The sequence below is a fragment of the Pseudomonas sp. COR18 genome (genome assembly GCF_048568395.1).
Taxonomy (GTDB): domain Bacteria; phylum Pseudomonadota; class Gammaproteobacteria; order Pseudomonadales; family Pseudomonadaceae; genus Aquipseudomonas; species Aquipseudomonas fuscovaginae_B.
The window spans coordinates 5,778,741-5,793,301 of the sequence record NZ_CP183808.1 but is presented as its reverse complement, the minus strand read 5'-3'; the positions used below and the strand labels follow the sequence as shown (position 1 = coordinate 5,793,301).

The window sequence follows — 14,561 nt, the reverse complement described above, 5'->3', positions numbered from 1 at the left end:
GACTAGCGTCCCTCCATCCACTCGGGGCGGAACAGCGAGAGTGGCAACTCGATACCGCGCTTGGCCAGTACCTCGCGAAAGGCCGGGATCATCCCGCTGGGGCGATAATCGCCCTGCACTTCGCCGTTTTCACCCACGCCACTGCGGGCAAACGAGAAAATCTCGCTCATGGTGATGATCTCGCCCTCCATGCCGTTGATCTCCTGTACGCTGACCAGGCGACGCTTGCCGTCCTCCTGGCGCTCGAGCTGGATCACCACATCGATGGCCGAGGCGATCTGCTGGCGCATGGCCTTGATCGGGAAGGTGGCACCGGTCATCGACACCATGTTCTCGACGCGCCCCAGCGCATCGCGCGCGGTATTGGCATGGATGGTGGTCAGGGAACCGTCATGGCCGGTGTTCATGGCCGTGAGCATGTCCAGCGCCTCGACGCCTCGGACTTCGCCGATGACGATACGGTCCGGGCGCATCCGCAGGCTGTTGCGCACCAGCTCACGCTGGCTCACCTCGCCACGCCCCTCGATGTTGGAGGGGCGGGTCTCCAGGCGTACCACATGGGGCTGCTGCAGTTGCAGCTCGGCCGAGTCCTCGATGGTGACGATCCGCTCGTTCAGCGGGATGTAGCTGGACAGCACGTTGAGCAGGGTCGTCTTGCCGCTGCCGGTACCGCCGGAAATCAGTACGTTCAGGCGACCGCGCACGATCGCCTTGAGCAGCAGCGCGATGGCCGGGGTCAGGGTTCCTACCTGGATCAGGCTGTCGGTGTTGAGCAGGTCCACGGCAAATCGACGGATCGACATGCTCGGCCCGTCGATGGCCAGCGGCGGGATGATCGCGTTGACCCGCGAGCCATCCTTGAGCCGGGCGTCGACCAATGGCGAGGACTCGTCGATACGCCGCCCCAGGCTGGACACGATGCGATCGATGATGTTCAGCAGATGCTGATCGTCGCGAAAGCGCACATCGGTCTTCTGCAGTTTGCCGAAACGCTCGACATACACCGAGGCATGGCCATTGACCAGGATATCGGACACGCTGTGGTCCGCCAGCAGCGGCTCCAGCGGGCCGAGACCGAGCACCTCGTCGGTGATCTGCTTGATGATCAACTGGCGACTGACCGAACTGACCGGCGCCGAATGTTCATCCAGCAGACGCTGGCAGATATCGCGGATCTGCCGCGCGGCTTCGGCCTGCTCCAGCGCGTCGAGCAGCGACAGGTCCATGACCTTGAGCAATTGCTGGTAAATCCGCTCCCGCCATTCGGCCTCCACCGGGGTAACCTGGCTACGGGTCTCGTAGGGGATCTCCGGCGCCGTGCGCTCCCAGGCCATCAGCTCCGCGGCGGGCACCGGCGGCTCATCGCCCTGCTGGGCGGCCAGCGCCACGAGGGGCTTGCCGGACTGTTTGCGCAAGCGGTTACGAAATTCGCTGATCATGGCTCACCCCCTGAAGATACGGTTGAAGGCGCGTTTGAACAGGCCGTTGTTCCCGGCCAGCGGGTTGCCGTACAACTGCCCGGTCATCTCGCGCATCGCGACGGTAATCGGCGCCCGCGGTGCCTGCAGCCCCAACGGCACGCCAGAGTTCTGGCTCTGGTTGACCAGGCCGAAGTCGTTGGGCAGTTTCACCAGGTTCACGCTGCGCAAGGCTTCGCCGATGTCCTTGAGGCTGACGGGCGCCGCCTTGTCATAGCGATTGACCACCACCTGCAACTGGTCGCCACGCACCCCCAGGTCTTCGCGAAGAATCCGCATCAGGGAGCTGGCATCGCGCAGGTGGCAGACGCTCTGTTGCACCACCACGTACACCCGGTCCGCCTGCTCCAGCACGGACCCGGTGAGGTGGTCGATCTGCCGCGGCAGGTCGACCACCACCCAGTCGTAGCTGGCACGGGCCAGTTGCAGCAAGGTATCGAGTTGTTCCGGCTGGGCGTCCTGGGCCAGGCACAGCTCGCCGGGCCGACCGCCCAGGACGTGCAGGGTCGGACTGAAATGGCTGCAGAACCCGCGCAAGGCCACGCTGTCCATGCCGTCGACCTGCTGCAGCACCTCCAGGTGACTGTGCGACTGCGCCACCTCCAGGTAATGCGCCACGCTGCCGAATTGCAGGTCCATGTCCAGCAACAGGGTGCTGCTGTCCTTGAGGCTCAGTTGATGGGCCAGGTTGCAGGCCAGCAGGGTTCCGCCGGAGCCGCCCTTGGCGCTCATCACGGCGATCAGCTTGCCTTGCGCCCCGCTGCTGGCGCGGGCCTCCGCCACCAGACGGTTCAGGGCGGCGACCAGTTCCATCTCGGCGATCGGCTCCGGGAGCACATCGCGGGCCCCGGCCTGCATCGCCAGACGCATGGCCTCCTGCTCATTCAACAACCCGCACACCAGCAACGGCGGGCGCTCATGGGCGGGGCGCTGGAGCAGAGCCGCCAGTTCCTCGCGCCACAGGTGGCTGACGCGCAACAACAGCAGGTCGGGCATCCGCTCCAGACCGTAGAGCGGGTCGACATGCCCATTGCTCACCAGGCGGGTGCTCACCTCCAGGCTGGGTATGCGCTGGCAGACGCCTTGCAGATCCCGCAACGCCGTGGCATCGCGGCTACTGATCAGCAAGCGCAGCCCGGACTTGCCGGTCGCCAGGTTCAACGGGGTTTCCTTGATGTTCAGCATGGCGTGACCTCCCCCGATTCGGAGTGATGTCCAAGGGCTTCGCGTGGCAGGATCGCCCTGAAGGTGGGCAAGGTAATGGCCACGCCAAGGCCGGGAATGAACAGGTTGAACACGTAGCCCGACAGGCTCACCCGGACATAACGAATGGCCCGGAATCCCGTGGGGCTGGTGGTATCGTTGGGATTGGCCACTACCGCGCCGCTGGCGTCCAGGTAGCTCAGCACCAGGTTCGTGGTGTTCAGGTTGCTGATCAGCGGGCTCGGGCCGGTGTTGCCCGCGGCATTGAAGATCGCCCGCTGCAGCACGGCCGGGTCGCTGATATTGCACACCGCCGCCAGGCGCGCACCCCGCCTTACCGACTCATCGAGGCTATTGACCGTGAAGTACAGGCGGCCCATTTCCAGCACGCCGAACAACACGATGAACACCAGCAGGCCGACAATGGCGAATTCCACCGTGTAGAGCCCACGCATCTGTTTGCGATTCATCACAGCACCCTCATCACAGTGGTTGCGACCAGCGGAATGCTCAGTGCAATCGGCGTCGGGAAGAACCCGCTGAGCGAGCCGCTGCAGGCACCACCACCGATCACCGGACAGAAGGTGTAGTTGATGGTGACCTGCACATGGTTGCTGCCCAGCGCACTGACGGTCACGTTGGCGGTGGTCAGCCCCGACACCACGGCACTGCCGGTATTGGTCGGCACACCGTAGACGGCGACGTTCTGCGTCTGGGTCTGCAGCGAGCTGCTCAGTACGACGGTGCCCAGCGTCGGGTTCCAGGCCTGGCCGGCGACGTAACGACCGGCATCGCGGCTGGCCTGCAACAGGGTGTTGTACTGGAACAGCATCCGGCCGAATTCACCCAGCGCCAGCAACAACAGCAGCAACAGCGGCAGAACCAGGGTGAACTCGATCAGGGCCAGGCCCTGCTGGTGCCTGGGCTGTCGGAACGCATGAAGTCCCATGACGCCTCCTACGAGTCGTTGCTCGGGGTGCCGCTGCCATTGATATAGGTCTTGTACAACTGAATGATCAGCGGGCCGCTGTCCGCCGAAGGATTGGGACCCGGTACGTTGTCCCCTTCGCACTCGCTCACGAACTGGCCGAAGATCTCCGACGTGCTCCCGCTGCCACCGGCCGGCTGCACGACGAAATAGCAACCAAAGCCCAGCACCGGGATCGAGGTGGCACCGTTGTTTTTCCCGGTGCAGTCGCCAATCACCACCTTGAGCATCCGCCGCTCGAAGACCCCGCCGCTCTGGCAGCCGCTGCCGGAGCCGCCGACACAGGCCGCCGTGCTCGCCCGCCAGTCGTTGTAGTCCAGCAGTGCCTGGCCGCCTGCGGTGAGCGAGCCGTTGCTCGAGGTGACGGTCTGGCCGTTGTACTGCAGGGTGCCCGAATTGTTGGTGATCATCGGCGTGCTGTAGCTGACCACCAGGTCGGGCGGATAGTCCGAAGCCTTCATCCCGCCTGCGTACTCGCCGAAGCGGGTATTCAGGCCCTGGGAAGTCGGACCGACCTTGTTGCCCGGCGAAGTCGTGACATTCTGCCCGACGCTGCGGCAGACCGAGCCGCCGCCGGCAAGGTCCTCCCTGACCGCGCTGCCACCCGAGCCGAAATCGAGCAGTTGGAAGTTGCCGGGACCAATCGCCGATGAGGTGCCCGAGCCGGTTTTCAGATCCTGCAGGTCACCGAAACGATAACCCCAGAAGTTGCCCGCGCCGGGGTTGTACTGGCTGGGGTCACCGCACACCATCAACGGTGCCAGATCACAGGGGCTGGTGGGGCTCGGCCCGGCGGTGGCCATCGCCACCACCTTCTTGTTGCCCAGGCCGGCACTGCCCAGTGTCTGGACGAAACTCCAGAAAAAGCCGGTCAGGCTGTAGCTCGGTACCGTGACCCGGACATAGGTGGCATCCGCAGGCCCGGGATAGGAAAACGGTCCGTAGACACTGTTGGCCAGTTCCACCACCGCGAAGGTTCCCGCATTGCCGCCGATGGCCGCCGCCAGCTCGGTGTTGCCGCTGGCATTGGCGTTGAGCGTCAGCGTGTTCAGTGCGGCAGCCCGCGTGGTGGCGGCAATGCCGGTGCCGCCGCTGACCTGGCTGAGGGTCTTGGCGCCACTCAGGGCCGCGGCGTCCACCGCATTCTGCAGCCGGGTCTTGTTCAGCAGCAGGTGCCCGCCGTCCAGCGCCAGGGCTGCCAGCATGGTGATCGCTGTCAGGGCGATCACCATCAGGACGGTCACCGATCCGCGCTGGCACCCGGGCGTCAGGGCAAGCCGTGGTTGAATTCGAGGACACATCGTCAGTCCCTCACTTGCCGTTACCGAATCGGTCGCCCCACGGTCCGTGGGGCGCTCGTTCACTGCACGTTGACCACCCGGGCCTCGATGCCACGGATCACGGTGATGGTGCCGCCGCCACTGCTGCGGCGATGCACGACGGGCTTGGGTGGTGGCGTGGCGCTGGCGACGGTGACCGGCGGCTCGACAGGTGCCACGGGCGCAGCGACCGGTTTCTTGTCCACGGTCAGCGGATTGCGCAGGGCCAACTGCAACTTGCCCTCGGTCTGGGCCGTGACCAGGCTTTCCGCCTCGGCGGCGGTCATTTCCAGCGTCACCGCCCGCACCACCACCGGCTGGGTCTTGTCGGTCCCCGCGGTCTGGTCCACCGCCAGCACCCGCAGATTCTCGAGGATGGTTCGGGACACCGCGTTGTTGCTGTTGCCATCGGTGTGCTTGGTGGCCAGCACATCGACCCGATTGCCGGGCAGCAGGAACCCGCCGACGCCGACCACGTCGTCCACCCGAACCGAAATGGCCCGCTTGTCCGGTGCGATCAGCGAGGCCAGGGTGCTGCCGCCCAAGTGCTCGCTCAACCTGGCGCCGCGCACGATGTCACCGCGCAGGATGTCGAACGTGGCAATCTTGCCCACCGCCTTTTCAGTGGCGTCCAGGGCGTCGTCGGGGATCGCCTCCGTGGGCATGCGCACGGTCGTGACCTGCTGGGCCTCGACCATCTGTCCGAACGGAATCTCGACCGTGGAGACCACCACGTTTCGCAGGTGATCATCCGGGCTGGCATTGAGCCGTGCGCTCAACCAGGAGTTGGCCATCCACGCGGCACCCAGGCCCATGACCAGGGAAATACCAATCAGGGTTGCAGTACGAGAGCTCATTTGTGTATCTCCCACTCAAAGAAAGTCGAGTTGGACGAAGTAGTTGCGCCAGGCCCAATCCAGTTCCTGTGGCGACAGCGGCCCGCCGCCGCCCTGGTAACGCTGGCGATCGAGGGCCATGTTCAGCAGGTCGCGGGGGTGACAAGGCACCAGCGGCATGCCTTCGAGGGCGTAGAGTTTCTGCAGTGCGTAGCGCACCAGCATCGGGTCATGCCGAATGCCCAGGCGCTCGCACTCCTGCTGCCAGATCTGCTCGTACTGGTCGGGCTTCAGGTAACCGAATTGCAGCTTGTAGCCAATCCGTCGCAGGAAAGCCTCGTCGGCCAACTCCAGGGGATTGAGGTTGGTGGAGAACACCAGGATCAGGTCGAACGGCAGTTCGCAATGGCGTCCGCCACCGAGGTTGAGGAAGTCGCGCTTCTCTTCCATCGGCACGATCCAGCGGTTGAACAGCTCGGCGGGCGTCATGCGCTGGCGGCCCATGTCGTCGATGATGAACAGGCCATTGCTGGCCTTGAGCTGCAGGGCGGCCTGGTACTGGCGGGTAAAGGGGTCATAGCGGATATCCAGCTGCTCCATGCTCAACTCGCCACCGGTGATGACCAGCGGGCGCTTGCAGCGCAGCAGCCGACGATCGATGCCCTTGTTGAGCATCAGGTTGTTTAGTTGACTGTCGTCATCCAGGCGCTGGTGCACCTGCGGGTCATAGATCTCCACCACCGATTCATTGATCGCGATGGCCTGGGGAACCCAGATGGGATCGGCGAACAGACGAATCAGGCGGCTGCTGACGTAGGTCTTGCCGGTACCGGCCGGGCCGTAGATCATCAGCGCCCGTCCGGAGTTGAGCGCCACCCCCAGCTGATCGAGCATCTGCTCGGTGAGCACCACGCCATCGAGCGCCATGCGCATGTCGTGCGCGCCGATCTTGCCATGGTGGATGGTCTGCAGCTTGAGCAGCGAACGATAGGTGCTCACCGGGAACGGTGCCGCACCGATGTAGCCACTGCGCGACAGGGCATCGCGAGCGGAACTGCGACCGCGTTCGGTCAGGCCGTAACGCAGCGACTGCCCACCGGTTTGCCCGCCCGCCTGGCCCAGCACCTCGACGCGGCCATCCTTGCGCAGAAACGCCAGCACCTCTTCCAGCACGGCACCGGTCAGCGCCAGGCGTTCGACCAGCCGCGGCATGTCCAGCACCCCGGCATCATGCAGATGCTTGCAGACCAGGTCACCGAGAAAGCTATCCGTCAGCCCTGTCTCGCTGATCGTGCAGGGTTGGGGGGCGAGCCGCTGCACCGCCTCTCGTTCACTGTGATAACGGTCACTCTCGACGATGCGCATGACTAACCTCCCAACCCGCTGGCAAACAGTTGCCAGCTGAGGGTGTTCAACGTGCCAAGCAATATGGCAATCGAATAAGGGAAAGGCTTGCCGGCCGCTTCATCCGCAGTGGGCGCCAGATAGGCCTGCGCCCGCATGATCAGCCAGTAGCGTCCCAGGGTCTTGAATAACTGACCGCGAATCAGCACGATCAGAAAACCGCACAGGCCGCCAGCGATCAGGCTGAACAACGCCGCCCACAAGGCATAATGGAAAGGAAGAAAACTGCCGACCATGGCCATCAACTTGACGTCACCGGCCGCCATGCCGCCCACCGCATACATGGGAATGAACAGGGCAAAACAGATCAGCACGCTCAACAGGCCATCGCCTAATCCGCTCATACCCCCTGAATGAAACTGACCGACCAGCCCCAGCGCCAGTCCCAACAGGACCAGCGTATTGGGAATACGGTGGCGAAGCAGGTCGCTCACCACCGCCACGCCAAGCAGTCCTATCAGCAAAACGGTAGAAAACAGCAGTTCCGTGGACATGGCGCGTCTCCCAGGTGGGATGGGTCGTTAGCACGCAACGTTGTTATTCACGGCCTGGCACAGCGCCATGATCTTGGTATTCACCGCGCCACCCAACAGCGTGAACGCCGTGGCCACAGCGACGGTGATCAAGCCACCGGCCACCGCGTACTCGACGATGGTCAGGCCATTTTCATCCGCGCTGAACTTGCGTATCGCCGCTCTTATTGTTTGCAGTGTCATTTTGCACACCTCACTTGAGCATTCATGCAACCCGCAACTTGCATCGACAGGGATCGCTCGAAGTTCATCGAATTATCCGGTGGTTCCCCGATAAGAAGTGACCACCGGTTATTCCACGAACAACTGCGCCACCCCGGCAAAGAGTCGGGGGTAATCAGCACGCAACGTTGTTATTGACGGCCTGGCACAGCGCTCTGATCTTGGTGTTCACGGCGCCACCCAAAAGCACGAAGGCTGCAGCCACCAGCACGGTAATCAAGCCACCGGCCACTGCGTATTCCACAATGGTCAGGCCATCTTCATCTTTGGCGAACTTCATTATCGAAGTCTTGATAGTTTGAAGAGTCATTTCGTACACCTCATTCGCTTGTTGTTATGACCGGGCAGCAGCTGTTTTAAAACTGCTTGTGGCTACAGTAGTCAGGGCACTTGCAGGAGGGTTAGGAGGATTTTGCGTATCCCTAGGACTTTTTTGCGGGCAGACGTTTGCAGGCATGAGACGGCACCGACGCCACATAGAACAGCAGGCACTGAGGTCGGCTCTTTTTATCGAGATTCAATCTGAAAAGGCGCTGCCACATTGGCAATACTGTTCAATGGATGGCCGTACGAACCTCAGAGCAGAGCGCATGACGTCGAAGGTGACCAGAAAACCATCACTGCTGTGGTTCGATCGAACCCGGGATCGAAGCACCCCCGAACTCATCAGGCAGTTTGAGCAGGCCTGCGACTGCACACTGGCAAAAGAGTCGGCCTTCTCGGGCAAGCTGCACCCCGACATGATCTGCATCCACTTCGATCGTCCCGATACACCGGGCTTGAGGATGCTGCTGGAGATCAAGCACGCCGCCCCCACCATCCCGATCACCATGTTCACCGTGCAGCACTCCGAGGAACTGGCGGTGTGGGCCATGCGTTCGTGTGTCTGGGAATACATGGTGCTGCCCCTGAGCGTCGCCGAAAGGAATCGCTACCTGGCGGCGGTGCTCCAGCTCCACGAGTTGCGTCGCCCGGTCAACGACCAGCGCAAGACCCCACGGATCGACCACTCGCCGACCCTGCCGGGCAGTATCCGGATGACCGCGGACCATCAGAAGCACCAGGCGCTCAGCCATGTCCTGCTGTACATCGACCAGCACTTTCGCGACAGCATCGACCAGAAGGAACTGGCCACGCGCTGCGGTATGACCACCTTCCGCTTCAGCCGCCTGTTCAAGGAAACCTATGGGCTCGGCTTCACCGACTACATCCTGAACAAGCGCATGGACTTCGCCAAGGAGCTGCTGGACAACAGCCAGATGCCCATTACCAGCATCGGCTATGAGGCCGGCTTCAAGGACCCTTCCTACTTCGCCCGCGCCTTCAAGCAGTTCGCCAACTGCACGCCGAGCGAATATCGCCTGACGCGCCAGTTCGGAGCACGAGCCGTGGTCGAGCCGGCGCAGGACCCTGCGACCACGGAAATGCTCGAAGGCCTGGTGCAGACGCTTGGGGCCGAGACGATGGAAGGCTGAGACTTGCGGTCACGAACCCAGCACCCGCCCCTTCACCGCATTGGCCCGGGCGCCGTAGGTGATACGGCCTTGCGCATCGGCCGGCAGGCGCTCACGCAGCCGAGCCTTGAGCCGGGCCAGATCCTCGGCGGCCATTCTGGCGAGCGTCGCACCGACACTCGGCGCGCCCCGGGCAGTTTCCCAGAAATCATCGAAATCGATGAAGGTGCGCTTGACCTCGATCGCGCGTGTCTCGATGTCATGCAGGCCGGCCGCGCCCCAGAGCTGGCGCATGTCCTCAATCCGTGAAGCCTCGGGGCTGGGTGGCTTCGGCACCGCGATGCCCAGCCCGCGGATCTCCGACAGCAGCGCCTCATAGGGGAAGCCGCCCCCGTACATATCCCAGGCATAGGCGGCAACGACGCCGCCAGGGCGCACGACCCTGGCCATCTCGGCAACGCCCTTGGCCGGCTCGGGAACGAAGAAAATCACCAGCGGCATCACCGCAATGTCGAACGCGTCTTCGTCGTAGGGCAGCGCCATCGCATCACCCAGCAGGAACGTGGTGGAGCCCAGCGCCGGTCGTGTACGTGCATAGGCCAGTTGTTCCTCGGAGGGATCCACGCCATCCACCGACACCGGCTCGCAGCGCCCGATCAGCATTTCGGTGAAGGCCCCGTTGCCACAGCCGATGTCCAGCCAGCGCTGGCCCGGTGCCGGGGCTATCCAGTCAAGGAACGCCTCCCCCGCCAGTTGGCTCCACTTGCCCATGTACCGCTCGTACGAGGCACCATCATTGAAGCGGATTGGTTCGGTGCTCATGTCAGTCCTCCTTTAAGTCATCCTCTATCGGGCACGCTGCGGTCAGGCGAATATCAACCAGGCCATCTGGAAGCGCCCTCAATACCCGGTCATCTCCAGATACCCCACGCCCTGTTGGCTGCCACTCAGGCTGATCGGCCCCTCCCAGTAGGAAAAGGTGGTGCCCATCCAGGCATCGTCCCGTAACGGCTTCGTCTCGATGCGTAACTGCCTGCTCGGAATCTCCAATTGCCACTCCACCGGCAACTGGCGGCCAGCGACGCGGGCCGCCCGCCCGGGCGTCAGCCGGATATCGTCACCCCGGAGCACCTGCGCCTGGCCATCGGCACCGATCCAGGTCCCGGCCCGATAGGCCTCGCCGCCCTGCTGGCGCACCTGGAACAGCATGACCTTCGAGCCATCGGCCAGGTGCAGGGAAAACCAGTCCCAGCCGGACTGCTCCGCTGCCAGCGGCTGGCTGCTCCACTCGCGGTCGAGCCAGGCCTGGCCGCTGATCTGGACCTCACGCCCGTCGACCTGCAGACTGCCATTGACCTGGAAATACGGCTGGCTGTAGTACCACGAGGCCTGCCCCTTGCCGGACTTCAGGCTATAGCCATGATCCCCCTGCAACACCAACGGCCGATCGCTACTGAGGTGCAAGCGGTAGCCGAAATCGCTGCCATGGGCCGTCAGCAACATCTGCCCCAGGCCCTGGTTGGCCGGTGAGAGGCTGCGCAGTTGCCAGTCGTCGATCCAGGCATGCAGCGGCTCGGCCTCGACGCCAGCGGTACCGACCCCGGCCCGGGACAAGGCCTGGGCATAGTGATGCCCCTGCTCACTGGTCAGGGCTGCATGCCCCATCCACAAGGTGGGCTCGCTCCAGCCCTGCAGGTCGCCGGGCACCCGCAGGGCGCTGCGGAACAACGTCCATTGCACGCCATAGCGGTGACCCTCGGCATCCTTGAGGTTGGCGGTGATGTACCACCACTCGATGCGATAGTCGCGATGCGCACCGTGGTCGCGGGGAAACTCCAGCGTCTGCCCCGGTACGACCTGGGCGAAATCGCTGGCGCTCGCGCCCAGACCGGCGAAGCCTTGCACTTCAGGTGCCGGCGATTGATCGCAGCCGACCAGCAGCAAGCCGAACAGCAACGCGAACAAGCCCCTAGCGTTCATTGGCAAACGTCCTCAACAAGGCCACCGGGCTGACCCGCAACAACTTCCACAACGGCCAGGCGGCCGCCACCAGGGTCACCACCAGCGCCATCAGCGACAGGTGCAGCAGTTGCCAGGGGAAGACGATCATCGGCAGACGCCAGCCGAAGGCCTGGACGTTCACCACCGCCACCAGACACCAGGCCAATGCCAGCCCCAGCGGGATTGCCAGCAACAGCGTCAGCGAGCCCAGCAGCAGGGTCTGCCCCAGGCTCAACAGCAGCAGTTGGCGACGGCCAACCCCCAGCGCCCACAACGGCGCCAACTGCCCCAGGCGGCTTTCGCTCAAGCTCAGCAGGCTGATGAACAGCGCGACGCCGGCCACCCCCAGGGTCAGGCTGTTGAGGGCCGTGGTCGCGGCGAAGGTGCGCTCGAAGACCTTGCCGGCCGTATCCTTGAGTTCGCCCTGGTCGATCAGGTGCGCCTCGTCGAGATGAAAGGTCTGCCGCAGCGCCTGCTTGAGCGGCGCCACGCTGTCGGCAGCGGTCAGCAGGCTGTAGCGGGTTGGCCGCAGTTCAGGCCAGTGGGCCTGCAGCGCACGCCCCTCCAGCAGCAGATGCCCCTTGGGATTGCCGTAGTCGGCGTATATGCCGAGCACCGGCAGCGACCAGTCGCCAACCGGGGTAGGCAGCACCAATGAGCGACCGAGTTCGAGCCCCAGGTGCCGCGCCAGTTGCTCGCTGACCATCACCCCCTCGCCCGCCAGCCACCGCGGCCAGGCCCCATCGACCGACGCCAGCAATGGCCAGTGCTGCCGATAGGCCGGCACCTCCGGTATGCCGCGCACCTGGGTCGGCCAGCCCTGCAGACTGATTTCGGCGTCCCAACCCGGCAATACCGCCTGGACATCGCTGCGTGCCGCCAGCCAGTGTTCCAGTTGCGCGTTCTGAGCGGGGTCCTGGGTAGTGATATACAACTGGGCGAACAGGCGCTGGTCGAGCCAGCCGTTGAAGGTCTGGCGAAAGCCCGAGGTCATGCTGCCCACACCAATGTTCGCGGCCAGAGCCAACAGCAAGGCCATCAGCGCCAGGCTCAGCGCCGGTAACTGCTGGCGGCTGTCGGCGATGAACCACTGACTCAGGGGCCGACGGCAGGCCGGCAGCCAGGCGCTCAGCAACCCATTCAGGCAAACCGGCAACAACAGCGCCGCGGCAATCAGCAAGGCCGCCATCAAGGCAAAGCCACTGGCCAGGCTGTTGCCCCAGACGATGCACGCCGGCACCAGCAACGCCAACGACACGGCCAACCAGAACTGCTGGCGCAACCGCCGGGCCTGGGCCGCCCGCCAGGCTTCAGCCTGGGCCAATGCCAGCAACGGTAGCCGCGCAGCCCGCCAGACACTGCCAGCGCCGGCCAGCAAGGCACCGCCCACGGACAGCCCCAGCCCCGCCAGCCAATCGCTGGCCGGCAGGTTCAGGCTGCCAGCCACCTCGGCACCATAGAGCCCCCGCAGGCTCGCGGCGACATCCGGCAGCAGCAGGCTGGCCAGACCGTAACCACTGATCACGCCGAGCAGTCCACCCACCAGGGCAAATCCCAGCAGTTCCACCGCCAGCGCGCTCAACAGGCAGCGGGCGCTGACCCCACAGGAACGCAGGGTGCGCAGCAGACCGCGGCGCTGCTCCAAGGCGAGGCCGATCGCTCCATGGACAATGAACAAGCCGACGATAAATGCCAGGAAACCCAGGGCACTGAGGTTGAGATGGAAACTCTCGGTCAGGTGTGCCAGGTCGCTCTCGTCACCCGGCGCCTGCAGACGCAGGCGATGGCGCAAATCGCCCGGCAACGGCGGATCGGTGCGTGCAAAGTCGGTCGCCAGCAACAGTTGTGACAACTGCCCCGGGGCATCGAGCAACTGCTGGGCGGCACCGATATCCATCAGCAGCAGGCCGGGCGGCAGTTGCGGGCGCAGGGCCAGAGGCGGCAGCAGCAACCCTTGCGGCGTGCGTGGCCGCTCGCCGACCTTCAGCCCCAGGCGCTGCAGGGTATCGGCCGCCACCCAGGTCTGCCCCGGCACGCCGATGAAGGCCAGCAACGGTTCGCTGTCCACGGCCTGACCGGCCAGGCTGCTGTCGCGCGGCAAACTGACCGGATCGATGCCCAACACCTGCAGGCGCTGGACATGCCCCGGCCGGCCGGGATCATCCAGTTCCAGACGCCCCTGCAACAATGGCGAGACCGGCCAGCCGGCCAAACGCAACCGGACGAACACCTGCTGCTCGAAATGCCCGCCATCGCGGCTGACCAGGCGATAAGGCGCCGCACCGCCGATCAGTTGGCTGGCCCGCGCATAACTGTCCCGAGCCTGGCTGTTGAGCGCCTGGACACCGATCAGCAAGGCCGTGGCCAACCACAACCCGGCGAGGACGCTGGCCAGTTGCACGCGATGCCGCCACCAGTGACTGAGCAGCGCGCGCAAGGCCCAGTAGAACGTCCTCATGACTCGCTCAGCCGGCCACCGTGCAGACGCACTCGACGCTGCAGGCGGCTGGCCATGCGTTCGCTGTGGGTGACCATCAACAGGCTGGTGGCGTTGTCGGCGAGCAGTTCCAGCAGCACATCCAGCACCTCGTCGCTGGTGCTCTCGTCGAGACTGCCGGTGGGTTCGTCGGCCAGGATCAACGGTGGTCGGGCCGCCAGGGCACGGCCGAGGGCGACCCGCTGTTGCTGGCCTCCGGAGAGCTGTTCGGGATAACGCGACAGGGTCTGCCCAAGCCCCAGGCGCTCGATCAGCTGGTTCTCCCAGTGCCGATCATGGCGCCCGGCCAGGCGCGCCTGGAATGCCAGGTTGTCGGCCACGCTCAGGCTGGGGATCAGGTTGAACTGCTGAAAGATCAGGCCGATGTCCTGGCGTCGCCAGTTGGCCAGTTGCACTTCGCTCAATTGGCAGAGGTCACGCCCGCCGACCTCGATCGAACCGCTGTCGGCGCGGTCCAGGCCGGCCACCAGATGCAACAGGGTGCTCTTGCCACTGCCCGACTCCCCCATCAGGGCCAGGCTCGCGCCCTGCTCCAGTTCCAGATCCACCCCCTGCAACACGGCCAGCGGTCCCTGGGCCGTGGCGTAGGCCTTGCTCAACCCGCGAATACGCAACATCGATAACCT

The 14,561-nt window shown here is 64.5% G+C and carries 15 protein-coding genes; 1 reads left to right on the top strand and 14 read right to left on the bottom strand.

The genetic code is table 11. From position 1 onward, the window contains the following. Positions 1-2: 2 nt before the first annotated feature. The 10 genes from ACM62G_RS26620 to ACM62G_RS26575 all read right to left on the bottom strand — a co-directional run bounded on the left by ACM62G_RS26620 (position 3) and on the right by ACM62G_RS26575 (position 8,293). Positions 3-1,439 (bottom strand): CpaF family protein, encoded by a 1,437-nt coding sequence (locus ACM62G_RS26620; protein WP_054059780.1) that lies wholly within the window; start codon positions 1,437-1,439, stop codon positions 3-5. 3 nt (positions 1,440-1,442) lie between these two features. Then, on the bottom strand, positions 1,443-2,663 hold the full coding sequence (locus tag ACM62G_RS26615) for an AAA family ATPase (RefSeq protein WP_273820875.1): 1,221 nt from the start codon (positions 2,661-2,663) through the stop codon (positions 1,443-1,445). After that, positions 2,657-3,151, bottom strand: coding sequence for a TadE/TadG family type IV pilus assembly protein (locus ACM62G_RS26610; protein WP_419735982.1), 495 nt, complete (start codon positions 3,149-3,151; stop codon positions 2,657-2,659). Before ACM62G_RS26610 ends, ACM62G_RS26615 begins: the two co-directional genes overlap by 7 nt. Next, positions 3,151-3,630, bottom strand: coding sequence for a TadE/TadG family type IV pilus assembly protein (locus tag ACM62G_RS26605; RefSeq protein WP_054063247.1), 480 nt, complete (start codon positions 3,628-3,630; stop codon positions 3,151-3,153). The genes ACM62G_RS26610 and ACM62G_RS26605 overlap by 1 nt, the downstream gene beginning before the upstream one ends. A gap of 8 nt (positions 3,631-3,638) precedes the next feature. After that, positions 3,639-4,970 carry a TadE/TadG family type IV pilus assembly protein gene (locus tag ACM62G_RS26600; RefSeq protein WP_419735981.1) on the bottom strand — a complete coding sequence of 444 codons (1,332 nt, stop codon included), beginning with the start codon at positions 4,968-4,970 and terminating at the stop codon, positions 3,639-3,641. 59 nt (positions 4,971-5,029) lie between these two features. After that, positions 5,030-5,845, bottom strand: a complete 816-nt coding sequence (gene cpaB / locus ACM62G_RS26595; protein ID WP_419735980.1) for a Flp pilus assembly protein CpaB — start codon at positions 5,843-5,845, stop codon at positions 5,030-5,032. A gap of 15 nt (positions 5,846-5,860) precedes the next feature. Further along, entirely contained in the window at positions 5,861-7,189 is a 1,329-nt protein-coding gene (locus ACM62G_RS26590) for an AAA family ATPase (RefSeq protein ID WP_054059786.1), read from the bottom strand. A gap of 2 nt (positions 7,190-7,191) precedes the next feature. Beyond that, on the bottom strand, positions 7,192-7,722 hold the full coding sequence (locus ACM62G_RS26585; protein WP_054059787.1) for an A24 family peptidase: 531 nt from the start codon (positions 7,720-7,722) through the stop codon (positions 7,192-7,194). A gap of 27 nt (positions 7,723-7,749) precedes the next feature. Continuing rightward, entirely contained in the window at positions 7,750-7,944 is a 195-nt protein-coding gene (locus tag ACM62G_RS26580; protein WP_054059788.1) for a Flp family type IVb pilin, read from the bottom strand. Between the two features lie 154 nt (positions 7,945-8,098). Further along, on the bottom strand, positions 8,099-8,293 hold the full coding sequence (locus tag ACM62G_RS26575; RefSeq protein WP_054059789.1) for a Flp family type IVb pilin: 195 nt from the start codon (positions 8,291-8,293) through the stop codon (positions 8,099-8,101). A 280-nt stretch (positions 8,294-8,573) separates the two neighbouring features. On the opposite strand from ACM62G_RS26575, the gene ACM62G_RS26570 reads away from it, so the two are divergent. Then, on the top strand, positions 8,574-9,458 hold the full coding sequence (locus tag ACM62G_RS26570; protein WP_054059790.1) for a helix-turn-helix domain-containing protein: 885 nt from the start codon (positions 8,574-8,576) through the stop codon (positions 9,456-9,458). Positions 9,459-9,467: 9 nt separating this feature from the next. Here ACM62G_RS26570 and ACM62G_RS26565 read toward each other — a convergent pair whose 3' ends face one another. The 4 genes from ACM62G_RS26565 to ACM62G_RS26550 all read right to left on the bottom strand — a co-directional run bounded on the left by ACM62G_RS26565 (position 9,468) and on the right by ACM62G_RS26550 (position 14,552). Further along, positions 9,468-10,259 (bottom strand): class I SAM-dependent methyltransferase, encoded by a 792-nt coding sequence (locus ACM62G_RS26565; RefSeq protein WP_273820879.1) that lies wholly within the window; start codon positions 10,257-10,259, stop codon positions 9,468-9,470. 78 nt (positions 10,260-10,337) lie between these two features. Further along, complete coding sequence (locus tag ACM62G_RS26560) at positions 10,338-11,417, bottom strand: lipocalin-like domain-containing protein (RefSeq protein ID WP_419735979.1); 1,080 nt, start codon at positions 11,415-11,417, stop codon at positions 10,338-10,340. Then, positions 11,407-13,896, bottom strand: coding sequence for an ABC transporter permease (locus ACM62G_RS26555; RefSeq protein WP_419735978.1), 2,490 nt, complete (start codon positions 13,894-13,896; stop codon positions 11,407-11,409). Before ACM62G_RS26555 ends, ACM62G_RS26560 begins: the two co-directional genes overlap by 11 nt. Then, positions 13,893-14,552 carry an ABC transporter ATP-binding protein gene (locus tag ACM62G_RS26550; RefSeq protein ID WP_273820882.1) on the bottom strand — a complete coding sequence of 220 codons (660 nt, stop codon included), beginning with the start codon at positions 14,550-14,552 and terminating at the stop codon, positions 13,893-13,895. Before ACM62G_RS26550 ends, ACM62G_RS26555 begins: the two co-directional genes overlap by 4 nt. Positions 14,553-14,561: the final 9 nt, after the last annotated feature.